Annotated in this window: 25 protein-coding genes; 7 read left to right on the plus strand and 18 right to left on the minus strand. The window is 72.1% G+C overall.

Features of this window, described 5'->3' with window-relative positions; all coding sequences use genetic code 11:
- Positions 1–17: 17 nt before the first annotated feature.
- From Q8W71_RS13170 to Q8W71_RS13180, 3 genes are all read left to right on the plus strand, one after another.
- The gene (locus Q8W71_RS13170; RefSeq protein WP_305525832.1) at positions 18–602 is read left to right on the plus strand and encodes a DNA-3-methyladenine glycosylase; all 585 of its coding nucleotides are present in this window, start codon (positions 18–20) and stop codon (positions 600–602) included.
- Between the two features lie 100 nt (positions 603–702).
- A complete protein-coding gene (locus Q8W71_RS13175) occupies positions 703–921 on the plus strand; it encodes a hypothetical protein (RefSeq protein ID WP_305525833.1) in 219 nt (72 codons plus the stop codon).
- A 72-nt stretch (positions 922–993) separates the two neighbouring features.
- Positions 994–1209 carry a hypothetical protein gene (locus tag Q8W71_RS13180; RefSeq protein WP_305525834.1) on the plus strand — a complete coding sequence of 72 codons (216 nt, stop codon included), beginning with the start codon at positions 994–996 and terminating at the stop codon, positions 1207–1209.
- Positions 1210–1266: 57 nt separating this feature from the next.
- Here the strand turns inward: Q8W71_RS13180 and Q8W71_RS13185 are convergent, their stop codons facing one another.
- Positions 1267–1734, minus strand: a complete 468-nt coding sequence (locus tag Q8W71_RS13185) for a Ros/MucR family transcriptional regulator (RefSeq protein WP_305525835.1) — start codon at positions 1732–1734, stop codon at positions 1267–1269.
- Positions 1735–2321: 587 nt separating this feature from the next.
- On the opposite strand from Q8W71_RS13185, the gene Q8W71_RS13190 reads away from it, so the two are divergent.
- A complete protein-coding gene (locus Q8W71_RS13190) occupies positions 2322–2825 on the plus strand; it encodes a Ros/MucR family transcriptional regulator (protein ID WP_305525836.1) in 504 nt (167 codons plus the stop codon).
- A 260-nt stretch (positions 2826–3085) separates the two neighbouring features.
- Here the strand turns inward: Q8W71_RS13190 and Q8W71_RS13195 are convergent, their stop codons facing one another.
- From Q8W71_RS13195 to Q8W71_RS13210, 4 genes are all read right to left on the minus strand, one after another.
- Positions 3086–3262 carry a hypothetical protein gene (locus Q8W71_RS13195; protein WP_305525837.1) on the minus strand — a complete coding sequence of 59 codons (177 nt, stop codon included), beginning with the start codon at positions 3260–3262 and terminating at the stop codon, positions 3086–3088.
- Positions 3263–3480: 218 nt separating this feature from the next.
- On the minus strand, positions 3481–3651 hold the full coding sequence (locus Q8W71_RS13200) for a hypothetical protein (protein ID WP_305525838.1): 171 nt from the start codon (positions 3649–3651) through the stop codon (positions 3481–3483).
- A gap of 118 nt (positions 3652–3769) precedes the next feature.
- On the minus strand, positions 3770–3952 hold the full coding sequence (locus tag Q8W71_RS13205) for a hypothetical protein (RefSeq protein ID WP_305525839.1): 183 nt from the start codon (positions 3950–3952) through the stop codon (positions 3770–3772).
- 123 nt (positions 3953–4075) lie between these two features.
- Positions 4076–4570: a ferritin-like domain-containing protein gene (locus tag Q8W71_RS13210; protein WP_305525840.1), complete on the minus strand. Its 495-nt coding sequence runs from the start codon at positions 4568–4570 to the stop codon at positions 4076–4078.
- A 177-nt stretch (positions 4571–4747) separates the two neighbouring features.
- Here Q8W71_RS13210 and Q8W71_RS13215 point away from each other — a divergent pair, with 177 nt between their 5' ends.
- On the plus strand, positions 4748–5065 hold the full coding sequence (locus Q8W71_RS13215) for a hypothetical protein (protein WP_305525841.1): 318 nt from the start codon (positions 4748–4750) through the stop codon (positions 5063–5065).
- 54 nt (positions 5066–5119) lie between these two features.
- Here the strand turns inward: Q8W71_RS13215 and lpdA are convergent, their stop codons facing one another.
- From lpdA to Q8W71_RS13245, 6 genes are all read right to left on the minus strand, one after another.
- Positions 5120–6967 (minus strand): dihydrolipoyl dehydrogenase, encoded by a 1848-nt coding sequence (lpdA, locus tag Q8W71_RS13220; protein WP_305525842.1) that lies wholly within the window; start codon positions 6965–6967, stop codon positions 5120–5122.
- Between the two features lie 48 nt (positions 6968–7015).
- Complete coding sequence (aceF, locus tag Q8W71_RS13225) at positions 7016–8308, minus strand: dihydrolipoyllysine-residue acetyltransferase (protein WP_305525843.1); 1293 nt, start codon at positions 8306–8308, stop codon at positions 7016–7018.
- 116 nt (positions 8309–8424) lie between these two features.
- Positions 8425–11088, minus strand: a complete 2664-nt coding sequence (aceE, locus tag Q8W71_RS13230) for a pyruvate dehydrogenase (acetyl-transferring), homodimeric type (RefSeq protein ID WP_305525844.1) — start codon at positions 11086–11088, stop codon at positions 8425–8427.
- Between the two features lie 724 nt (positions 11089–11812).
- Complete coding sequence (gene dgcA / locus Q8W71_RS13235) at positions 11813–12796, minus strand: N-acetyl-D-Glu racemase DgcA (RefSeq protein ID WP_305525845.1); 984 nt, start codon at positions 12794–12796, stop codon at positions 11813–11815.
- A 1-nt stretch (position 12797) separates the two neighbouring features.
- A complete protein-coding gene (gene dgcN / locus Q8W71_RS13240) occupies positions 12798–13811 on the minus strand; it encodes an N-acetyltransferase DgcN (protein WP_305525846.1) in 1014 nt (337 codons plus the stop codon).
- 64 nt (positions 13812–13875) lie between these two features.
- The gene (locus Q8W71_RS13245; RefSeq protein WP_305525847.1) at positions 13876–14115 is read right to left on the minus strand and encodes a hypothetical protein; all 240 of its coding nucleotides are present in this window, start codon (positions 14113–14115) and stop codon (positions 13876–13878) included.
- Between the two features lie 76 nt (positions 14116–14191).
- Here Q8W71_RS13245 and Q8W71_RS13250 point away from each other — a divergent pair, with 76 nt between their 5' ends.
- A complete protein-coding gene (locus tag Q8W71_RS13250) occupies positions 14192–14836 on the plus strand; it encodes a DUF47 domain-containing protein (protein ID WP_305525848.1) in 645 nt (214 codons plus the stop codon).
- 11 nt (positions 14837–14847) lie between these two features.
- On the opposite strand, the gene Q8W71_RS13255 is transcribed toward Q8W71_RS13250, so the two are convergent.
- On the minus strand, positions 14848–15660 hold the full coding sequence (locus tag Q8W71_RS13255) for a 2-keto-4-pentenoate hydratase (RefSeq protein ID WP_305525849.1): 813 nt from the start codon (positions 15658–15660) through the stop codon (positions 14848–14850).
- A gap of 47 nt (positions 15661–15707) precedes the next feature.
- On the opposite strand from Q8W71_RS13255, the gene Q8W71_RS13260 reads away from it, so the two are divergent.
- Positions 15708–16709, plus strand: a complete 1002-nt coding sequence (locus tag Q8W71_RS13260; RefSeq protein WP_305525850.1) for an inorganic phosphate transporter — start codon at positions 15708–15710, stop codon at positions 16707–16709.
- A 16-nt stretch (positions 16710–16725) separates the two neighbouring features.
- On the opposite strand, the gene Q8W71_RS13265 is transcribed toward Q8W71_RS13260, so the two are convergent.
- The 6 genes from Q8W71_RS13265 to Q8W71_RS13290 all read right to left on the minus strand — a co-directional run bounded on the left by Q8W71_RS13265 (position 16726) and on the right by Q8W71_RS13290 (position 21873).
- Positions 16726–17490, minus strand: coding sequence for a DeoR/GlpR family DNA-binding transcription regulator (locus Q8W71_RS13265; RefSeq protein ID WP_305525851.1), 765 nt, complete (start codon positions 17488–17490; stop codon positions 16726–16728).
- A gap of 156 nt (positions 17491–17646) precedes the next feature.
- Entirely contained in the window at positions 17647–18645 is a 999-nt protein-coding gene (pdxA, locus tag Q8W71_RS13270) for a 4-hydroxythreonine-4-phosphate dehydrogenase PdxA (RefSeq protein WP_305525852.1), read from the minus strand.
- Entirely contained in the window at positions 18642–19910 is a 1269-nt protein-coding gene (locus Q8W71_RS13275; protein ID WP_305525853.1) for a four-carbon acid sugar kinase family protein, read from the minus strand. Before Q8W71_RS13275 ends, pdxA begins: the two co-directional genes overlap by 4 nt.
- Before the next feature lie 247 nt (positions 19911–20157).
- On the minus strand, positions 20158–20358 hold the full coding sequence (locus Q8W71_RS13280; protein WP_305525854.1) for a hypothetical protein: 201 nt from the start codon (positions 20356–20358) through the stop codon (positions 20158–20160).
- Positions 20359–20419: 61 nt separating this feature from the next.
- Positions 20420–21046 (minus strand): dephospho-CoA kinase, encoded by a 627-nt coding sequence (gene coaE, locus Q8W71_RS13285; protein ID WP_305525855.1) that lies wholly within the window; start codon positions 21044–21046, stop codon positions 20420–20422.
- Positions 21043–21873: a shikimate dehydrogenase gene (locus tag Q8W71_RS13290; protein ID WP_305525856.1), complete on the minus strand. Its 831-nt coding sequence runs from the start codon at positions 21871–21873 to the stop codon at positions 21043–21045. The genes coaE and Q8W71_RS13290 overlap by 4 nt, the downstream gene beginning before the upstream one ends.
- Positions 21874–21876 lie beyond the last annotated feature (3 nt).

The following is a 21876-nucleotide window of genomic DNA, read 5'->3' on the forward strand; positions in this document are numbered from 1 at the left end:
CGGGGATGGGAGCGACGATGCCCGAGACCTTCTTCGCCCGGAGCGCCGCGGCGGTCGCGCGCGATCTGGTCGGCGCGCGGATCTTCGTCGGCGCGGCCGGCGGCGTGATCGTCGAGACCGAGGCCTACGACCGGACCGATCCGGCCTCCCACAGCTTCGCCGGACCCACGGCCCGCAACGCCAGCATGTTCGGCCCGCCCGGGCACGCCTACGTCTACCGCTCCTACGGCCTGCACTGGTGCCTGAACCTCGTCTGCGAGCCCGGCAGCGCGGTGCTCCTGCGCGCGCTCGAACCCACGGAGGATCTCGACGGGATGCGGGCGCGCCGGGGCGTGAGCGAGCTGCGGCTGCTCTGCGCGGGCCCCGGCCGCCTCTGCCAGGCGCTCGGCGTCACCGGCGCGCTGGACGGGTGGCCGCTCGACCGCGCGCCGTTCCGCTTCGCGCGCCGCGAGGGGGCAGCCTCGGTCGTCGCGGACAGGCGGATCGGGATCACGCGCGGCGCCGAGACGCCCTGGCGCTTCCTGCTCGGCGGGTCGCGGTTCGTGAGCCGTCCGGCGCGGCGCCCCGATCCGATGCGCGGCCGGCCCGACGCCCTGCGCTGAGCGGTGCGGCGCCCGCCGAGTGGCCGCCGCCTGCCGCGCGCCCGGGAACACGCCCGGGCGCCCATGCCTTGAACCGGGGTGTCCAGGCACGGAGGACGGTATGGGTCAGGATGTCGATGCAGCCCGCGAGGCGTTCGGGACGGTGCCGCCCGTCAAGCCGGCCGAGCCCGACCGGCGGCCCGCGGCCGGCGGCAGCGGCCCGCACGCGCCCGGTTCTCCGGAGCCGGAGAGCGATGTCGGACCGGAGAGCGGCGGCTACGACAACAGGCCGCCGCTGCCGCAGCCGGACAACCGGAAGGGCGGCCACGGCGCCGGCTGAACCGTCGCGATCCGGGCGGCATCCGCCCGGACGCCGCACGACCGAACACGGCGCGACCGGAGGGACCGGCCCATGGAAGCCAGCGGTCTGAAGCCGCCCCCGTTCCGGGTGATCACCTTCCGGGACGCGCACGCGGTGAACGCGGAGGATGTCGAGACGGAGGCCGCGTCCCGGATCCGGTTCGCCTCGGCCATCGACCTGTGCCGGTCGCGCGACGACGCGCACGCGCATCGGGTCGAGCTGCGGGCCGGGGACGCCGTGATCGACACGTGGCCACGGCGCGTCTGACGCCCGCAGGACGGATCCCGCCGGGACGACGCCGCGCCCGGCCGGCTTCCCATCAGCTCAGGCGGCCTTGCGGGCGCCCTTCGGCTCCTGTCCGACCACGTCCGCGCGCGCGCCGGGCACGCCGAGACCGATCGCCCGGGCGAGGTTCGAGCGCTGCTCGCTGTAGGAGGGCGACACGAGCGGGTAGTCGACGGGCAGCCCGTAGCGGGTCCGGTAGCCCTCCGGCGTCAGGCCGTTCGCCGTCAGGTGCCGCTTCAGGGTCTTGTACGTCCGGCCGTCGATGAAGCTGACGATGCCTTCGGGCTGGATCGACCTGCGGATCTGCGCCGTGCTCGGCTTCTCGACGGGCGCCTCCGCCACGACCGCCGGCCGGCCCGAGGCCAGGCCGCCGATCGCGGCGTGAATCTGCGTGATCAGCGCCGGCAGGTCCGCCGGTGCGACGTGATTGTTCGAGACGTAGGCCGCTACGATCTCGCTCGTCAGCGCGATGAAGTCGGGGCTGAGCCCTGCATTTTCTTCGGTCATGTCGGCTCCTGAATGCGCCCTCCCACTCCGCATCCGCAATGCATCCGACGAACGCAAGTTAAAATTGGGTAATCTGGGCGCGGAACCGATCTGACCGGAATGCATGGCTAAGCATCCGTCAACGATGTCTTCCCGAAAGCGATGAAAACCGGTCCGTCGCCAACCGGACGTCGATGAATCCTGATGCTTGCCCGCCGCGCCTGCGAAGTGCCGGACATTCGCCCGACGGGCGCGCCGGGACCCTGCGGCCGTCCGCACACGAGCAAGGATCTGCAAGTCTTCCGCAAGCATCGCAACACGTCCGAGCGGTCGAGCGAGCGGTCCGGACCGGATCGGTGCCTGTCGACCCGGACCCTTTCCGGTGCGCGATCCGTACTCCGCTCGGACGGCCGCTCGGACGAGCATCGGGATGCAGCTTCGCAAGTCATGGCTTGCGGCGGAAAAAAGCGCGATGCGGCGCCGGATTGTATCGGCTGGATGCAATTACCTGTTGGTAATTTCTGCCCGCGCACCTATGGCAAGACGTTCCGGTTGACCAGCCCGACACAGGGGCATCTCAGTCGCACAGCGCGCAGCGAGGATATGAGATGGACGAGCCAACATCACCTCAGCAGGGTCAATTGACCGAGTGGGCCGCGGATATCGTCGCTGCCTACGTGTCGAACAACTCGATCCCGGTTGCCGAGATGCCGGCCCTGATCGCCGCCACCTACGCGGCCCTCGTCGGTCTCGACCGCGGGACCGCCGCCGAGCCGGCGATCGAGAAGCCGACCCCCGCGCAGATCAAGCGGTCGATCACACAGGACGCGCTGGTCAGCTTCGTCGACGGCAAGCCCTACAAGACGCTGAAGCGCCATCTCGGCACGCACGGGCTCACCTTCGAGGCCTACCGTGAGCGCTACGGCCTGCCGCTGGATTACCCGGCGGTCGCGCCCAGCTACTCGGAGGCGCGCTCAGCCCTCGCCAGGAGCCTCGGCCTGGGCCGACCGCGCCGCGAGGCCGCACCGGAGACGCCCGCCGAGACCGAGACCGAGAGCGACGCGCCGAAGGCCCGCAAGCCCAGGACGGGGCGGCGGACGGCGGCGGAATAAGCGATCCGGACGCGGCGCCGACGCCGCGTCCGTACACGATCGGATCTCCCGGCCGGCGATCGGCATCTCCCATCGCCGGCCAACCCACAAGCCGATCGGGATCACACCGCCTCCCGTTGAACCGCTCGGCTGCCCCCGCGCCCACGACAGCGGAGTGGCCCGGGCAGCGCGACCTCACGGAACGTGGCGCCGCCGGGTTTGTTCGCCCCGCTCGCAGCGGCGGGCGGAGACGACCGCGATCCCTTCAATCGGATGGCGTGTCAGACGCGGACTTCCTCGGCCTGAAGGCCGCCGGCGCGCATGTGCTCGGGGATGTCCGAGTGGTCGTAGTAGCCGGCCTCGTGGGCCATCGCGTCCAAGGCGGACAGCGGATCGGCGGCCGCTCCGGTCCAGAGGATCGCGCCCGTCGTCGTCTGCCGCACCTGAAACACCCGCATCGCGTCCTCCCACCGGCATCCCGCCCGCTCGACAAGCGCGACCGTGCCGGTGACGTTCCATCGTCCGTCCAGGGATTGTGGCGCAGTTTGCCGCAGGGGGCGGACCGGAGCGTGGACCATCGCTCCGGCCCCGCGGAGATCGCTGCTCCGCCCGAGCGATCTCGGTCGAAAGGGATGCGCATTCAGCGCCGGTTTGGGCCCCGGTTGGCGGGCCGAACTCACGCCGCCACGGCCGCCATCAGCGCGAGACCGGCCGCCGGGAGGGCGAAGGCCAGCACGGCGAGGGGGTCGAACGGAGCCGGTCTACCCGCCGCGAGCCAGCGCCGCGCGATGCAGCCGTCGGCCGCGAGGCCCGCCAGCACGAGCCCGCACCCGACCGCCGACCCCATCCCGCACGTCATCGCGCCCGCCTCTCGACACGGTGCGAGGATCGCCGCCGCATGTTTCCACGATGTGTGCGCCGCCTTGTTCGCAGATGCGCGCCGAGCGGGGGCGCCGCGGATGGCCCTACATCCGGGGCGGCCGATCCCCGGCCTTGGTCTCGGCTCCCGGCGCGTCGTCGGCCCCGGCATCCGGCGCGGGCTTGCGGTCCCGACTCGCGCCGCCTGTGCGGCCGGGCTCAATCCCGTCGAGTCCCCGGCGATCGGAGCTTCGCGCGCGGTTCTGCGGCGCCTTCTCGTCGTCGGTCATCGCGTTCCTCGATCCTGATCGCTCGTGGCCCAATCCGGGGAGGGGCCCGACGCGGCGGCGCTGCTTGCGCCGCCGCGTCGGGCCGGTCCGCCTTCAAAGCCGTAGGTGCGGGCCGGGAGCCCCTCAGGCCGCGGCCTTCTCGACGGTTTCCGCGAGCTGGCTGGCGATCTCGTCGCCCTTGTAGATCTCGGACACCGCCTGCTTGAGCTTGGCGGCATCGTCCTGCCGTCCCAGCGCCTTCGCGTAGGCCGCAGCCGTGCCGAAGCCGGCGAGACCGTAATGCGTCATGCGCTGGTACTGGGCGAGGATCGCGCAATCCCGCAGCCGGCCGTCGCCGGACGCCTCCTGCACGCCGTGCTTGAGCGCCTCGGCGACCAAGCCCTCCATGCCCTTGCAGTGCTCGGGCTTGGTCTCGCCACCGTTGGCCTGGATCAGGCTCTTCAGCGCATCGGTGTGCTTCTGGATGCCGCCGACCGCCTGTTCGAGCATCTGTTTCAGCTTCGGGTCGCTGGCCTTGCCGCCGAGCTGCTGGACGGCGCGGACCATCTGGTCGTTTGCCGACCACAGGTCCTGCATCTCGTCGAGATACACCTCCTTGAGGTTGCCGGGTGCGCCCATCTTGTCCTCCGCCGATGCCTGAGTCAGATGCTCCGCAAACCCCGGCGGGATGGCCCTGTTCCGATCCCCGCCCGGCGCGGATTCGCGGCTGGTCACACCGCCGCATGACGCGGCCGGGCCATGGACGGTCGAACCGGGGGCGTGTAGGCGCGAGGCTCGGAAGGGACGAGGTTCGACATGGCCGGCACGCTCGCGGACCGCGTCGCGGAGGCCGCCGGAACGGCGCGGCGCCGGGCCGAGGCCTTCCCCGGTTCGGTCTCGAAGGACGCCTTGCCCTGGGCGGTGATCGAGGCGTTCGACGCCGATGTCCGCGGCAGGGTCGCGCGGGATGCGCGCATCGAGGACGAGCGCGACCGCGTGCTGATCGCCGCCGTCAAGCTCGCCGAGACGCCGCCGGACGAGGCCGATGCGGTCGCGGCCGCGCGCCGGCATCTCGTCGACGCGATCGATTATCTGGAGCAGGCGGTGCTGCGGTTCGGCGGCGTCGGCCGGTAGACGCGCCGCCTCGCCGAGAGGTCGGTAGCCGGCGGCATACGCCGCCGGCCGCTTTCAGGCGTGGGCCTTCTTCTTGGGCATGTACAGGTCGGTGATCGTGCCCTCGAACGCTTCGGCCGCCATGCCCACCGTCTCCGACAGGGTCGGGTGCGGGTGGATGGTGAGCCCGATATCGGCCGCGTCCGCCCCCATCTCGATGGCGAGCGCGGCCTCGGCGATCAGGTCGCCCGCGGACGGCCCGACGATGCCGCAGCCGACGATCCGGTCGGTCGCCTCGTCGAACAGCACCTTGGTCAGGCCCTCGTCGCGCCCGAGCGACAGGGAGCGCCCCGAGGCGGCCCAGGGGAAGACGCCCTTGCCGACCTTGATGCCTTTGCCCTTGGCCTCGTTCTCGGTCATGCCGACCCAGGCCACCTCCGGGTCGGTGTAGGCGACCGACGGGATCACCTTCGCGTCGAAGAAGCTGTTCTGGCCGGACGCGGTCTCGGCCGCGACCTTGCCCTCGTGCACCGCCTTGTGGGCGAGCATCGGCTGGCCGACCACGTCGCCGATGGCGAAGATGTGCGGCACGTTGGTGCGCATCTGCTTGTCGACGGGCACGTAGCCGCGCTCGTCGACGATCACGCCGGCCTTGTCCGCGCCGACCAGCTTGCCGTTCGGCCGCCGCCCGACCGAGACGAGGATCTTGTCGAAGGTGTCGGTCGGCGGCGCCGAGCCGCCCTCGAAAGTCACCTTCAGGCCCTCGGGCGTCGCCTCGACGTTCGTAACCTTAGTCTTGAGGTGGATCGCCTCGTACTGCTTCTGGATGCGCTTCATCAGCGGCGTGACGATATCCTTGTCGGCGCCGGGGATGATCTGGTCCATCAGCTCGACGATCGTCACCTTGGCGCCGAGCGCGTGGTAGACGGTCGCCATCTCCAGACCGATGATGCCGCCGCCGATCACCAGCATCCGCTTGGGGATCCCGTCGAGTTCGAGCGCGCCGGTCGAGTCGATCACTCTGCTGTCGTCGTGGGGGATGAACGGCATCTGGATCGGCTCGGAGCCGGCCGCGATGATCGCGTGGTCGAAGCCGATCACCTGCCGCTTGCCCTCGTGCTCGACCGCGACCTGATGCGGGCTGACGAAGCTCGCCACCCCCGTCACGATCGTGACCTTGCGCTGCTTGGCCAACCCTCCGAGGCCGCCGGTGAGGCGCTTGACCACGCCGTCCTTCCAGCCGCGGAGCTTGTCGATGTCGACCTGCGGCGCCGCGAAGCTGATGCCGTGGGCGGCCATGGCGTGGCTCTCGTCGATCACCTTGGCCGCGTGCAGCAGGGCCTTGGACGGGATGCAGCCGACGTTGAGGCACACCCCGCCGAGCTGCGGCCAGCGCTCGACCAGCACCACCTTCTTGCCGAGGTCGGCGGCGCGGAAGGCGGCGGTGTAGCCGCCGGGCCCGGCGCCGAGCACCAGCACCTCGGCGCGCAGATCCTCGCCGGAGACCGGGGCGGCGGCCTGCGGCGCGGCCTTCGTGGACGAGCCGTCCATGGTGGCGCCCGCGGCGGAGGAGCCGTAGCCCGCCTGACCCTCGCCGACCGCGTGCGGGCCGGTGCTGAGGCCCGGCGCGGCCTGGACGCTCTTGCTCGCCTTGTCGGTGGTCGAGGGCTTCGGGGCTCCCGCGTCGGCCGTGTCGGCCATCACCAGCAGCAGGTCGCCCTGCGTGACCGTGTCGCCGACCTTGACCTTCACCTCGGCGACCGTGCCCGCGACCGGGGACGGGATGTCCATGGTCGCCTTGTCGGATTCCAGCACGATCAGCACGTCGTCGACCGAGATCTGGTCGCCCGCGCTGACGCTCACCTCGATGACCGGCACGTCCTTGAAATCGCCGATGTCGGGAAGCTTGACCTCGTTGCTCATGCGCTCACCCTCTCCATTCGCGTCGGGGATCGTCGTCGGGGCCGGCCGTCAGACGACGAGCCGGCGGACGTCCTCCAGGGTGTGGGCGAGGTGGCGGGTGAAGCGCGCGGCGAGCGCCCCGTCGATCACGCGGTGGTCGTAGGAGACGCAGAGCGGGAGCATCAGGCGGGGCTTGAACTCCTTGCCGTCCCAGACCGGCGCCATCTTCGAGCGCACGACGCCGAGGATCGCCACCTCCGGCGCGTTGACCAGCGGCGTGAAGTGGCTGCCGCCGATGCCGCCGAGCGAGGAGATCGTGAAGGTCGCCCCCTGCATGTCGCCGCCGCCGAGCTTGCCGTCGCGGGCCTTCTTCGAGATCGCGCCGAGTTCCTGGCTGATCTCGACGATGCCCTTCCGGTCGGCGTCCTTGACCACCGGCACCACGAGCCCGTCCGGCGTGTCGACCGCCACGCCGATATTGTAGAACTTCTTGAGGATCAGCGCGTCCTTCTCGGGACTCAAGGATGCGTTGAACTCCGGGTGCGCCCGCAGGGCCGAGACGGAAGCCTTGATCAGGAAGGCGAGCAGGGTGACGCGGTAGCCCTTCTCCTTGCCCGCCGTGTCGAGTTCCTTGCGGTAGGCGTCGGTGTCGGTGATGTCCGACTCGTCTGTGTGGGTGACGAGCGGCACGTTGAGCCACGCCCGGTGCAGGTGCGGCCCCGAGATCTTCTTGATCCGCGGGAGCGGCCGATGCTCGATCGGGCCGAACTTCGAGAAGTCGACCGCCGGGATCTCGGGGATGCCCATGCCGCCGGACGCCATCACCGCGCCGCCCGCCGCCGCGGCCGGGGCGGCCGAGCGGGTGAGGTGGCCGCGCACGTCCTCCTTGGTGATCCGGCCCTTGTCGCCGGTGCCCTTGACGCCGGTCAGGTCGACGCCGAGCTCGCGGGCGATGCGGCGCACCGCCGGGCTCGCGTGGACGTTCGAGAAGTCCGGGATGTTCGAGGCGGCGCGCGGCGCCGGGGCGGCCGCGGCCGGGGGTGCGGAGGCGGTCGGCGCCGGCTCCTGCTTCTCGACGAGCGCGGCGGTGTCGGCCGCGGCGGGCGTGCTCGGGGCCTCGCCCGCGCCCTCGCCGGCGAGCAGCAGGACGGGCGAGCCCTCGCTGACCTTGTCGCCGATCTTCACGAGGATCTTCTCGACGACGCCCGCCTGCGGCGAGGGCACGTCCATCGTCGCCTTGTCGGATTCGAGCGAGACCAGCGGGTCGTCCGGCCCGATCGTGTCGCCTTCCTTCACGAAGATCTCGATGATCGGGATGTCCGTGAAATCGCCGATGTCGGGAATCTTGACCTCAATACCCACTGCTCATCCTCCCAAAGCATCGGCCTCTGCGGGGCCTGGATCCGTCCGAATTGTCCGTCGTGATGGCGCGCGGCCGCCCCCGCGCCAGCGGGGCGGCGGCCGGAGATCGGGATGCCCTAGACCGTCCAGGGGGCGGGCTTGGACGTGTCGAGGCCATACTTGGCGATGGCCTCGGTGACCTTCGCCTTCGGCACCGCGCCCTCCTCGGCCAGGCACTGGAGCGCGGCGACCGCGGTCCAGTAGCGGTTGACCTCGAAGAAGTCGCGCAGCCGCTTGCGGTAGTCGGAGCGGCCGAAGCCATCCGTGCCGAGCACCCGGTAGCGGCCGGGCACCCAGGCGCGGATCTGGTCGGCGAACAGCCGCATGTAGTCGGTGGTGGCGATCACCGGCCCGGACCGGCCCGTGAGGCAGGTCTCGACGTAGGACTTGCGCGGCGCCTCCTCCGGGTGGAGCAGGTTCCAGCGCTCGCAGGCCATCGCCTCGCGGCGCAGTTCAGTGAAGCTTGGGCAGCTCCAGATGTCCGAGACCACGCCGAAATCCTGTTCCAGGAGATCGGCCGCGGCGATCGCCTCGCGCAGGATGACGCCGCTGCCCATGAGCTGCACCCGCGGCGCGCCCGCCTTCCCTTTGCCCTCGCGGAACAGATACATCCCCTTGAGGATGCCTTCCTCGGCACCGTCCGGCATGCCGGGGTGCTCGTAGTTCTCGTTCATCACGGTGATGTAGTAGTAGACGTCCTCCTGCTCGGCATACATCCGGCGCAGGCCGTCCTGCACGATCACCGCGACTTCGTACGAGAAGGTCGGGTCGTAGGAGACGCAGTTCGGGATGGTCGCCGAGAACAGGTGGCTGTGCCCGTCCTCGTGCTGGAGGCCCTCGCCGTTCAGCGTCGTGCGCCCGGCGGTGCCGCCGATGAGGAAGCCGCGGGCGCGCATGTCGCCCGCCGCCCAGGCGAGGTCGCCGACCCGCTGGAAGCCGAACATCGAGTAGTAGATGTAGAACGGGATCGTCGGCGCGTCGGAGTGCGAGTACGAGGTCGCCGCCGCGATCCACGAGGACATGGCGCCGGGCTCGTTGATGCCCTCCTGGAGCATCTGACCCTTCTCGTCCTCCTTGTAGTACATGAGCTGGTTGGCATCCTCCGGCCGGTAGAGCTGGCCGACCTGGCTGAAGATGCCGAACTGGCGGAACATGCCCTCCATGCCGAAGGTCCGGCTCTCGTCGGGCACGATCGGCACGATGCGGTTGCCGATGTTCTTGTCGCGCAGAAGCGTGTTGAGGATGCGCACGAAGGCCATCGTCGTGGAGATCTCGCGGCCGGCGGTCTCCTTCAACTGCGCGCCGAAGGCCGAGAGCGCCGGGATCTCCAGGGACTTCGACGTGCGCCGCCGGGCCGGCAGCGGGCCGCCGAGCGCCTGCCGCCGGGCCTGGAGGTAGCGCATCTCCGGGCTGCCCTCGGCGAAGCGGATGAACGGGATCTCCTTGATCTGCTCGTCCGACAGCTCGATCCCGAAGCGGTCGCGGAACTGCTTGAGCACCGCCTCGCCCATCTTCTTCTGCTGGTGGGTGATGTTCTGCGCCTCACCCGCCTCGCCCATGCCGTAACCCTTCACGGTCTTGGCGAGGATCAGCGTCGGCTGGCCCTTGTGCTTCACGGCGGCCGAGTAGGCCGCGAACACCTTCGCCGGATCGTGGCCGCCGCGGGTCAGGCGGAAGATGTCCTCGTCCGACCAGTCCTTCACCAGCGCCGCGGTCTCCGGGTACCTCCCGAAGAAGTGCTCGCGGATGTAGGCGCCGTTCTTGGACTTGAAGTCCTGGTACTCGCCGTCGACGCACTCCTCCATCAGCCGCACCAGCGTGCCGGTGGTGTCGCGCTGGAGCAGCTCGTCCCAGCCCGAACCCCACAGGCACTTGATGACGTTCCAGCCGGCGCCGCGGAAATCGGCCTCCAACTCCTGGACGATCTTGCCGTTGCCGCGCACCGGCCCGTCGAGCCGCTGGAGGTTGCAGTTGATGACGAAGACGAGGTTGTCGAGCTTCTCGCGCGCGGCCATCGAGATGGCGCCGAGGCTCTCCGGCTCGTCCATCTCGCCGTCGCCCATGAACGCCCAGACCTTGCGGCCGTCGGTGTTGGCGTGGCCGCGGTGGTGCAGGTAGCGCAGGTAGCGGGCCTGATAGATCGCCATCAGCGGCCCGAGGCCCATCGAGACGGTGGGGAACTGCCAGAAATCCGGCATCAGCCAGGGATGGGGGTAGGAAGACAGGCCCTTGCCGTCGACCTCCTGGCGGAAGTTGAGGAGCTGCTCCTCGGTCAGCCGGCCTTCGAGGAAGGCGCGGGCGTAGACGCCGGGCGCCGAGTGACCCTGGACGTAGATCAGGTCGCCGCCGCGGCCTTCGCTATCGCCCTTCCAGAAATGCATGAACCCGGTGTCGTACAGGGTCGCCGACGACTGGAAGCTGGCGATGTGGCCGCCGAGCTCGGACGATTCCTTGTTGGCGCGCAGGATGATGGCGATGGCGTTCCAGCGGATCGCCGAGCGGATCCGGTGCTCGATCGCCCGGTCGCCCGGGTGCGGATCCTGCTTGTCGACCGGAATCGTGTTCAGGTAGGCGGTGTTGGCGGAGTAGGGCACCGGCGCGCCGCGCTTGCGGGCGCCCTCGACCACCTGCTCGATCAGGAAGTGCGCCCGCTCCGGCCCCTCGATTTCGAGCACGCCGTCGAGGGAATCCAGCCATTCCTGAGTTTCGACCGGGTCGAGGTCGCGGAACGGTGCGTTCATCTGTGTTGCCTTCCTGGGAGGGGTCTGCGGCGCGAGGCTGCGCCGTGACCGGGCGGACGGATCTCGATGGGTCGCCGCGCGCCGCGTGGCCGCGCGGCGGCGGACGGGTCAGGCGGTCATGACGGGGACGCGAAACGTTCGGGCCCCGCACCGCCGTGCCGCGGCTCGGGGCAGGCGGATCGCCGTCGCGGATGGACCGGTGATCGGACCCGTTCTGTCAGCATCCCGCCCGAACCCCATCCGATGCGACCCATCGATGGACGGAGAGGCGGTCTTCGCGGGAGGTTCGCGCATCCGGCGTCGAGCGCTGTCGAGAACACCGGAGACGAGCTTCCTCAACGTGCCACCTTCGTTCACCGCGCGGCAGGCACCCGGAGACCGGGTGCGCGGCCCCGGAACCGACCGGCATCCGGTCGCGACTCCTGGTACGCACGCCCTGTCCCGGCCGGGAAAGCCCTTGTGCGGGAGTGTTGTAGCGTCGCGGATGGCGGCGTCTATGATGCGGGCGACAGCGGCGCCCGCTTTGAAACTCGTAACGCGCAGGTCGCCGCGAGACCCGCCCTCGGCTCTACACCTTACGATCGTGTCGACTCGGCCACAGCGTGCATCGCCGCCGCCCGGACGCCGTGCCGGGCGGTTCGGTCGGCGCCCGGACCCGCCGTGGCGCGCGCGCCCGCCTACCCTCGCGAATCGATCGTCGCTCCGAGCGCCCTCGCGCGCTCCGTCAGCCCCACAGCTCCGGCTCCGGCGGGTAGATCGTGCTGCCCGCGTAGCGCAGTGGCGGCTCGCGGTCGCGGGCGAGCAGCAGCGGCCCGTCGAGGTCGACGAAGTCGGCGTGGTGCGCGAGCAGGGTGGCGGGCGCCATGCTGAGCGAGGTGCCGAGCATGCAGCCGACCATCACCGACAGGCCCCGCGCCCGCGCCGCGTGGGCGAGCATGACCGCCTCGGTCAGGCCGCCGGTCTTGTCGAGCTTGATGTTGATCGCGTCGTAGCGTCCGGCCAGTGCGTCGAGGCCGGCGCGGTCGTGCAGGCTCTCGTCGGCGCAGATCGGGATCGGGTGGGGGATCTCCGCGAGCAGGGCGTCCGCGTCCGCCGGCAGCGGCTGCTCGATCAGCGCGACGCCGGCCGCGACGCAGGCGGCGAGATTCGCCTCCAGGGTCTCGGGGCGCCACGCCTCGTTGGCGTCGACGATCAGCCGCGCGTCGGGAGCCCCGGCCCGCACCGCGGCGATGCGCTCGGGGTCGCCCGCGCCGCCGAGCTTCACCTTCAAGAGCGGGCGCGCGGCGGCCCCGCGGGCGGCCTCCCCCATGCTTTCGGGGGTGCCGAGGCTCAGGGTGTAGGCGGTGGTCGCCGGCTCGGGCGCCGGCAGGCCGGCGATGTCGTGGGCGCGGCGGCCCTGGAGCTTGGCCTCCAGGTCGAACAGGGCGCAGTCGAGGGCGTTGCGGGCCGCGCCCGCCGGCATCCGCTCCATCAGCTCGGCCCGGCCGATGCCGGCCGCGATCGCCGCGGCCTGCGCCTCGATCAGCGCGGCGACGCTCTCGACGCTCTCGCCGTAGCGCGGGTAGGGCACGCACTCGCCGCGCCCGGCGGCCTCGCCCTCCGTGATCCGCGCCACCACCACCGCGATCTCGGTGCGGCTGCCCCGGGAGATCGTGAAGGCGCCGGCGATGGGGAACCGCTCGACGGCGAGGGTGAGCGCGCGGGCCATCTCAAGCCTCCGGGAAGTCGGCGACGATCCGGTCGACGAGAGCCTCGACGCCGAAGCGCACCGGGTCGGTGGCGGGCAGGCCGTGCTCGGTCGCGATCTGATCGAGCAGCGCCCGGGCCTCGTCCTCGGGCAGCGCCTGGGTGTTCACCGCGATGCCGACCGGCCGGATGTCCGGGTTGGTCAGGCTGCCGAGCTGCACGGTGAGGTCGATCACCTGGCGGATCGTCGGCAGCGGGTGCTGCACGCCGCGCATCGTCGTGCGGGTCGGCTCGTGGCAGACCACGAACGCGTCGGCCTGCGCCCCGTGCAGCAGGCCGAGGCTGACGCCGGCGAACGACGGGTGGTAGAGCGAGCCCTGGCCCTCGATCAGGTCCCAGTGGTTCGGTGCGGCCTCCGGCGCGATCGACTCGACGGCGCCGGAGATGAAGTCGGCCACCACCGCGTCGATGGCGACGCCCCGGCCGGAGATGAACACGCCGGTCTGGCCGGTGGCGCGGAAATCCGCGTCGAGGCCCCGGTCACGCATGCCCTTCTCCAGCGCCAGCACCGTGTACTTCTTCCCCACCGAGCAGTCGGTGCCGACGGTGAGCAGGCGCCGGCCCGCCCGCTTCGTGCCCTTGCCGGTCGGGAAGGTCTCGCTGGTGTGGCGCACGTCGTGCAGCCGGCAGCCGCGGCGCTCGGCGGCCTCGGCGATGGCCGGCACCGCACCGAGCCGCACGTGCAGGCCGCTCGCCACGTCGAGCCCGGCCTCGATCGCCGCCACGATCTCCGTCACCCAGTGGTCGGGCAGCACGCCGCCCGCGTTGACGACGCCGACCACCAGGGTCCGGCAGCCCTTGGCCAGGGCCTCGGGCAGGGTCAGGTCGGGGATGCCGAGGTCGGCCTTGCAGCCCGGCAGCCGCATCTGGCCGACGCACCATTCCGGCCGCCAGTCCTTGATCCCGTAGGCAGTCTTGGCCGCCAGTGCGTCGGGCACGTCGCCCAGGAACATCAGGTAGGGCGTGGCGATCTGCATCGGTCGAAAGGCTCCGGCTCGCGCCGTCTATGCGGGATCGCTGGCCCTCAACGCAACGCCAGACTCACACCGGCCGCACCTCGTCGGGCTTCAGCTTGAGCGCCTTGGCGGTGCGCGTCGACAGGCTGCCGACGATCCGCACGTCCGCGGGCAACTCCGCCAGGGCCCGCACGGCGGCCAACGCCTCCTCGGGCTTGCGCTTCATCACCGCGTACACCACCGGGCCCAGCGCGCCGTCGTCGCCGTGCTCCGTCGTCAGCGCGACGAGATAGGTGGTATGGCGTCCCCGGGGGCGATCTGGCATGCGCGATCTTTGCCACGTCGGCTAAACAGTACCAATGCCCGCCTTATAACGGACATTGGACAACGGGAGGTGGCGGATGCTCGGCTGGTTTCGGGCCTTGATGCCGCGGGAGGACCGCTTCTTCGAGCTGTTCGACCGCCACGCCGCGGCCCTGGTGGCCGGGGCCGAGGCGATGCAGGGCCTGCTCGAAGGCGGCGAGCGGGTGCCGCACTGGTGCCGGGTCATCGTCCAGCGGGAGCAGGAGGCGGACGGCATCGCCCGCGAGGTGCTGCTGGCCGTGCGGCGCAGCTTCATCACCCCCTTCGACCGCGGCGACATCAAGGACCTGATCCAGGCGATGGACGACGCCATCGACCAGATGCAGCGGACCGTGAAGACCGTCGAGCTGTACGAGGTCCGCAGCTTCGACCCGATGATGCGCGAGATGGGCGCCACGGCCCTGGAGGCCGCCAAGCTCGTCGCCGAGGCGGTGCCGCTGCTCAACGCCATCGGCACCCACGCGGTCCGGCTCGGGCAGCTCACCGAGGAGGTGACCCGCGTCGAGGGGCGTTCCGACGACCTGCACGACCAGGGGCTCAAGGCACTCTATCAGGCGCACGGCCACGGCGACCCGATGCGCTACATGATCGGCCGCGAGATCTACGAGAGCCTGGAGGAGGTGGTCGACCGGTTCGAGGACGTGGCCAACGAGATCAACGGCATCGTCCTGGAGAACGTGTGAGGATGCCGCCCTCACGCCAGGGTCAGGGCGAGGCCGGGCAGCCTCGACCCGGAGAGATCGGCGCGCCACGTCTGCCCCGGCGCCACCGGAAGCACCCGCGTCAGCGTGCCGGTGGTGACGATCTCGCCCGCCGCCAGCGGCGGGCTCTCCGGATCGTTAGCCAGCGCAGCGACGAGGTGGGCCAGCGCCGCGAGCGGCCCGCCGCCGAGGACGTTCTTCGCGATGCCGCGATCGGCCTCCCGGCCGTCGCAGGACAGCGTGACGGTGAGGTCCGCGAGGTCCCGGATCCAGGCGCCGGCCTCCCCGTCGATCGGCACCCGCGCGCCGACGACCAGGGCGCCGTGCAGGCCGAAAGCGGCCACCGTGTCCGGGGCGGTGAAGCGCCAGCCCGGGTAGAGCGACTGCACGAGCTCGAAGCCGAGCGCCGCCCAGGCGACGCAGCCGAGCAGCGCTTCCGCGTCCGCGCCGCGCTCGGGCGCCGCCGCGAGCCCGAACACGATCTCCGGCTCGATGCGCGGCTCGACCAGGGCGGCGAGCGGCAGCGGTCCGTCGCCGGCTTCGTGCAGGGTCGTGTCGTAGACGGTGCCCCAGATGGGCGCGCGGACGCCGTAGGTCTCCCAGAGCGTGGTGTTGGTGAAGCCGATCTTGCGGCCGACCGGCCGCTCGCCGCGCGCCTCGCGCAGGCGGCGCACCTCCGCCGCGACCCGGTAGGCGGCCGGCAGGTCGAGCCCCGGATCCCAGTCGAACAGGGGCGCGATCGACCGGCGGTGCTCGTGCGCGGCCAGGATCGTGCGGGCGTGGGCGGCGGGGGAGACGGCACTCATCGCCCGCTTCTAGCACGACGGCCACGCGCCGAGGGGAGACGCGAGCGATGACCGCCCTCGCCCTGCACTGGCTCGTCGGCCTGATCGCCGTCGCGTTGCTGTTCGACTTCCTCAACGGCCTGCACGACGCGGCCAACTCCATCGCCACCATCGTGTCGACGCGGGTGCTGCGCCCCCGCTACGCCGTGCTCTGGGCGGCGTTCTTCAACTTCATCGCCTTCCTGTTCTTCGGGCTGCACGTCGCCGACACGCTGGGCACCGGCATCGTCAGCGCCGAGATCGTCGACGCGCGGGTGATCTTCGCGGCGCTGATCGGCGCGATCGTCTGGAACGTGGTGACCTGGGTGCTCGGCATCCCGTCGAGTTCGTCCCACGCGCTCGTCGGCGGGCTCGTCGGCGCCGGTCTCGCCAAGGCGGGATTCTCCGTCGTCGTCTGGGCGGGGCTGGGCAAGACGGTGGCGGCGATCGTGCTCTCGCCGCTCCTGGGCTTCGTGCTCGCTCTCCTCCTCGTGCTGTCGGTCTCGTGGATCTTCGTGCGCCGCACGCCGTTCGCGGTCGACCGCACCTTCCGGGTGCTGCAATTCGTCTCCGCCTCGCTCTACTCGCTCGGCCACGGCGGCAACGACGCGCAGAAGACGATGGGCATCATCGCCGTGCTGCTCTACTCGCAGGGGATGCTGGAGGGCGGGTTCCACGTGCCGCTCTGGGTGGTGCTGGCCTGCCAGGCGGCGATGGCGCTCGGCACCCTGTTCGGCGGCTGGCGCATCGTCCACACCATGGGCTCGCGCATCACCCGCCTCACGCCGATGCAGGGCTTCTGCGCCGAGACCGGCGGGGCGATGACGCTGTTCCTGGCCACGTGGCTCGGCGTGCCGGTCTCGACCACCCACACCATCACCGGGGCGATCGTCGGGGTGGGCGCGGCGCGGCGCACCTCCGCCGTGCGCTGGGGGGTGGCCGGCAACATCGTGGTCGCCTGGATCCTGACCATGCCCGCCGCGGCGGGGATCGCCGCCGCCTGCTACGCGCTGACGGCGCTGCTCGTGTAGACGTTAGCCGGCTGTCTCAGAGGGGCGCGATCACCACCCGGGCGCCCATCTCGGCGAAGGCGCGCCGCTGCGGCTCCGGCGCGCCCGCGTCGGTCACCAGGGTCCAGCGGGCGGGGAGGGCGGCCCAGGCCCTCTGCCCGGCGCGCCCGAGCTTGGAGGCGTCGGCCAGCACGACCGTCTCCCCGGCCTGCTCGAACATCGCCGACTTGAGCGCCACCTGATCGAGGCTCGCCTCGCACAGGCCGCGGCCGGCGACCACCCCGTCGGCGCTGGTCACCACGGCGTCGGCGGTCATCCGGCGCAGGGCCTCCACCGCCAGCGGCCCGACCGTGCCCATGCTCGTCGCCCGCACCGCGCCGCCGAGCACCACCAGCTCGATCCCCGGCGCCGGAGCGAGGATGGGCAGCAGCGCGAGGTTGTTGGTGATGATCCGCAGCCGCCGGCCGAGCAGCATCTGCCCGAAGGCCGCCACCGTGGAGCCGGCGTCGAGGATCAGCGTCTGCCCATCCTCGACCAGCGCGAGCGCCGCGCGGGCGATCGCCCGCTTCGCGGGGCCGTTCACCGCGAGCCGCTGGTCGAGGGTGGTCTCGGCCGCCGGCCCGGCCAGGATCGCGCCGCCGTAGGTCCGCCGCACCGCGTTGGCGCCGGACAGGTGCTGGAGGTCGCGCCGGACGGTGGAGGCGGAGACGCCGAAGCGCCGGGCGAGATCCTCGACGTCGCTCTCCCCGGCGCCGAGCGCCTCCAAGAGCCGCGCCCGCCGCTCCCTGCCGCGCAGTGTCATGGTTCTCGCTCCCCCGACCACGCGTATAGGCGATCGGGGTTTCGAAAGGGCGAGCCCTTTCGCGGGCGCAGGGCGGCGCCCTGCGAACTCCGGGGCTCTGCCCCGAAAGCCCCGCCGAAGGGACCCGTCCCTTCGGGATCCCCGATCCTTGAGGGCTCAGGCGGCCGATTTGGGCGCGAGGCCGACCGCCTGCCGCAGGGCCTCGACGAGGCTGCGCTCGTCGGCGATCCCTGTTCCGGCGATGTCGAAGGCGGTGCCGTGATCGACCGAGGTGCGGATCACCGGCAGCCCGACGGTGATGTTCACGCCCTCTTCGAGGCCCAGCACCTTGATCGGGCCGTGGCCCTGATCGTGGTACATCGCCACCACCATGTCGTAGTCGCCGCGGCCCGCGAGATAGAACAGCGTGTCGGCCGGCAGCGGCCCGCGCACGTCCCAGCCCTTCGCCCGGCAGGCCTCGACGGCCGGGGTGATCTTCTCGGCCTCCTCGTTGTGCCCGAACAGCCCGCCCTCGCCAGCGTGCGGGTTGATTGCGCAGACGCCGATCTTCGGGTTCGCGATCCCGGCCTTCACCAGCACCGCGTGGCCGCGGGCGATCACCCGCTCGACGAGCCCCGGCTCGATCCGCGCGATGGCGTCGATCAGGCCGATATGGGTGGTGACGTGGATCACCCGGAGCTTCGGGGAGACCAGCATCATCGACACCTCCGGCGTGCCGGTGAGGTGGGCGAGCAATTCGGTGTGGCCGGGATACCTGTGCCCGGCGGCGTGCAGCGCCTCCTTCGACAGGGGCGCGGTGCAGATGCCCTGGGCTTGCCCCGCCTGCACCACCTGCACCGCGGTCTCGATGCAGCGGTAGGCGGTCTCGCCGGCCACCGCCGACAACTGCCCGAAGGGCAGGTCGTCGGGCACGCAGGCGAGGTCCAGGCACTGGATCGCGGCGGTGGCGAAGTTCGCCGCGCCGGCCTCAGTGAGCGCGTCGACCGGCATCTCGGCCCCGACGATCCGGCCGGCCTTGCGCAGGCGGCCGGCGTCGCCGATCACCAGGGGCTGGCAGAGCGCGTGGACCTCCGGCCGGGCCAGCGCCTTCATGATGACCTCGGGCCCGATCCCGGCCGGGTCGCCCATGGTGATCGCGATGGTCGGGCGGGTCATGTCAGGCTTCCTTCGGTGCGGGCCCGGTGCAGGCGGTCGCGGATGCGGGTGAGGCTGTCGGCGTCGCCGAAGGCGCCCGCCTTGGTGGCGATCGGTACGGAGAGCCGGCCGAGGGTGAGGCCGAGGGAGACGCCCGGCTCGATCTCGTCGGCGAGCCGGATGCCGTGGATTCCGAGCCGGGCGAGCAGTGCCGCGGCGGTCTCGCCGCCGGTGGCCGCAAGCGCGCCGATCCCGTCGGCGACGGGGGCCAGCGCCTCGGCGAGCGCCGCGGCGAGGCGGGGGCCGAGGCTCATGTCGGGCTCGGCCGGCATCGTGATCTCCACCAGGGCGTCGCCACTGGCGGCGAGCCGCGCCGCCACCCGCGCCGCCAGCGCCGTCCGGCCCGCGGGATCGCCGAGCAGGGTTTCGGGCGTCACGGTCAGGTGCGCGACGTCGCCGCCCGCGGCGAGTTTCCTCGCGCCCGCGCGGGAGGCGGCGGCGAGCGAGCCGACGACGATCAGCGTGCCGCGGCCGTCCGGCGCGATCCGGACCGGCTCAGGCGGGGCAGACGGCTCGATCTCGGCCTCCGCCTCGGCCAGGGCGTGGGCGAGGCCGGCGCTGCCGACGAAGAAGGCGGACGCGGTCGCAGCGAGGCTCGCCCGGGCGATGCGGCGCAGGTCGTCGTCGGTCTGCGCATCGCAGACGGCGATCACGCCGCCCCGGGCGGCGATCTCCGCCAGGGCGGATCCGAGGCCGTCGCCCCGCACCGTCGGCAGCGTCAGACCGTGAGCGGAAATCCCGGCACCGGCCAGGACGGCGCCGAGTTCGGCGCTGGCGTAGCTGTGGTCGCGCCGCCAGACTTCCGCCTCTTCCAGGGGGTGGCCGCCGACGAGCACCCGGCCGTCCACTGTGGTCCGGCCGGTGCCGGGGAAGGCCGGGGCGAACACGCCGAAGGCGGCACCGGTTCGAGCCCGCAGATGCGCCATCAGGGCGGCGGTCTCGGCGGCGGGCTGGCCGCGCAGCGTCGAGTCGATCTTCTTGAACAGGCGCCGGTCCGGGCCGTGCAGCCGCGCCAGCAAGGCCGCGTGGCGCTCGGCCGCCGCCTTCGCCGCGAGGCCGCGGCTGTCGGCGTCGTAGGACAGGACCGGGACGTCGTGGTCCGCGGTCGCCGTGTTCCAGGTCTCGCCCCACGTCACCGCGGCGGCGCGGCCCCGGCGGCCGAAGGCGATAGCGCAGTCGGCTGCCCCCGTGAGGTCGTCGGCCAGGACGAGCCAGCGCGCGCGCATCTCAGGCGCGGCCGAGGAAGGTGCGTATCGTGCGGTCGAGGTTGCCGATCAGCATGCCACCGCCTCCCCGCGCAGTGTGCGCAATTACTCTCGGAATTTGCGCACACTGCGCGCCTTAGACGGTGGTTTTCTGCGCATTTCGCGCATGAAGTCAAGGTCCTTGCGGCGAATGCGCATTCTGGCGCGGGAGGGGGCCGGCCGGGCGCATCCGGCGCTCCGTCGCAGGTCTCTCGTCCGAGGTGCCCGATCAGCGCGACAGGCTGCGGAACACGCATTCGCGGCCGCGATCCTCGTAGCCGCTCGGGCAGGCGGCGACGCAGGCGCCGGCCGCGAGCTTCAGGGGCGGCGGGCACGCGGTGGCGTACTGGGCGAGGGCGGGCGCGGCGCCGAGCGCCGTCAGCAGCGCGGCCAGCGTGAAGGGCCCTGCGCGCCCGGGCTTTCTGGTCATCGCCCTTGACCTCGCGGCGGAAGCAATCGTGCGTTGCAACATACCGCGCCGGCCCGGCGCGTCACCCCGCGTCGCCGATGTCCGGCCGCGCGAAGGCGGCGATGATCCGCGCGACCTCCGCCTCGGCGACGGCGAAGCCCCGGCCGGTGTCGATCAAGAAGTCCGCCCGCGCCCGCTTCTCGGAATCGGGCATCTGCTTGGCGAGGATCGCCGCGAACGCCTCCTCCGTCATGCCCGGCCGGGCGAGCACCCGGGCGCGCTGAACCTCGGCCGGCGCGCTCACCACGGCGACCGCGTCGCAGCGCCCCTCGCCCCCGGTCTCGTAGAGGAGCGGGATGTCGAGGACGACGAGGGGCGCCTCGGCGTGCGCGTCGAGGAAGTCCCGGCTCGCCGCCCGCACCAGCGGGTGGACGATGCCTTCGAGCCGCGCCATCCGCTCGGGCGACCCGAGCACCGCCGCGCGCAAGGACGGCCGGTCCACGCCGCCGGCCGCGTCAAGCACGCCCGGGAAGGCGCGCCCGATCTCGACCGCGGCCGCCCCGCCGGGGCCGTAGAGGGCGTGGACCGCGGCGTCGGCGTCGTGGACGGGAACGCCGCGGGCCCGAAACATCGCCGCGGTGGCCGACTTGCCCATGCCGATCGAGCCGGTGAGGCCGAGGACGAACGGCTTCTTCGGTTCACGCGTCACGGCGCGAGGTCCGCGACGATTCTGTTACGGAGCGCCGCGGTCACCGCGGGCCGCACGCCGAACCACGCCGCGAAGCCCGGCACCGCCTGGTGCAGCAGCATCCCGAGGCCGTCCACCGCCGCGAGGCCGCGGGCGCGGGCGTCGGCCAGCAGCCGCGTCTCCAGCGGCGCGTAGACGATGTCGGCCACCGCCGCGCCCGCCGGCAGCGGCGCGAGGTCGATGTCGAGGGGCGGCTGCCCCTTCATGCCGAGCGCCGTGGTGTTCACGAGGAGCCCGGCCCCGCGCAGGGCCGTGGGCAGGTCCGACCACGCCAGCGCCTCGGCGATCCCCGGCGCCAGCGCCGCCACGGCCTCGGCCCGGGCCGGCGTGCGATTGGCGACCCGGATCCGCGGCACCCCGCGCTCGGCGAGCCCCACGACGATCGCCCGGGCGGCGCCCCCGGCGCCGAGCACCAGAGCGGGACCGCGCGCCGGCCAGTCCGGACCGAGCGTCTGGTCGAGATGGGCGCAGAAGCCCGGCGCGTCGGTGTTGTCGCCGAGGATCCGTCCGTCCGGTCCGACGATCAGGGTGTTGACCGCGCCGATCCGCTCCGCCCGCGGCGTCAGGCTGTCGGCCAGGGTGAAAGCCGCCTCCTTGTGCGGGATCGTGACGTTGCCCCCCGCGAATCCGGCCTCGGCCAGCCCGCGCACGAAGGCGGGGAAGGCGTCGGGCGCCACGTCGACCCGCTCGTAGGAGCCGGCGATCCCGTGCTCGGCGAGCCAGTGGCCGTGGATCAGCGGCGAGCGCGAGTGCGCGATCGGGTGGCCGGCGACGAAGGCGCGGATCATCGG

It is taken from the genome of Methylobacterium amylolyticum, from assembly GCF_030700245.1.
Lineage (GTDB): Bacteria > Pseudomonadota > Alphaproteobacteria > Rhizobiales > Beijerinckiaceae > Methylobacterium.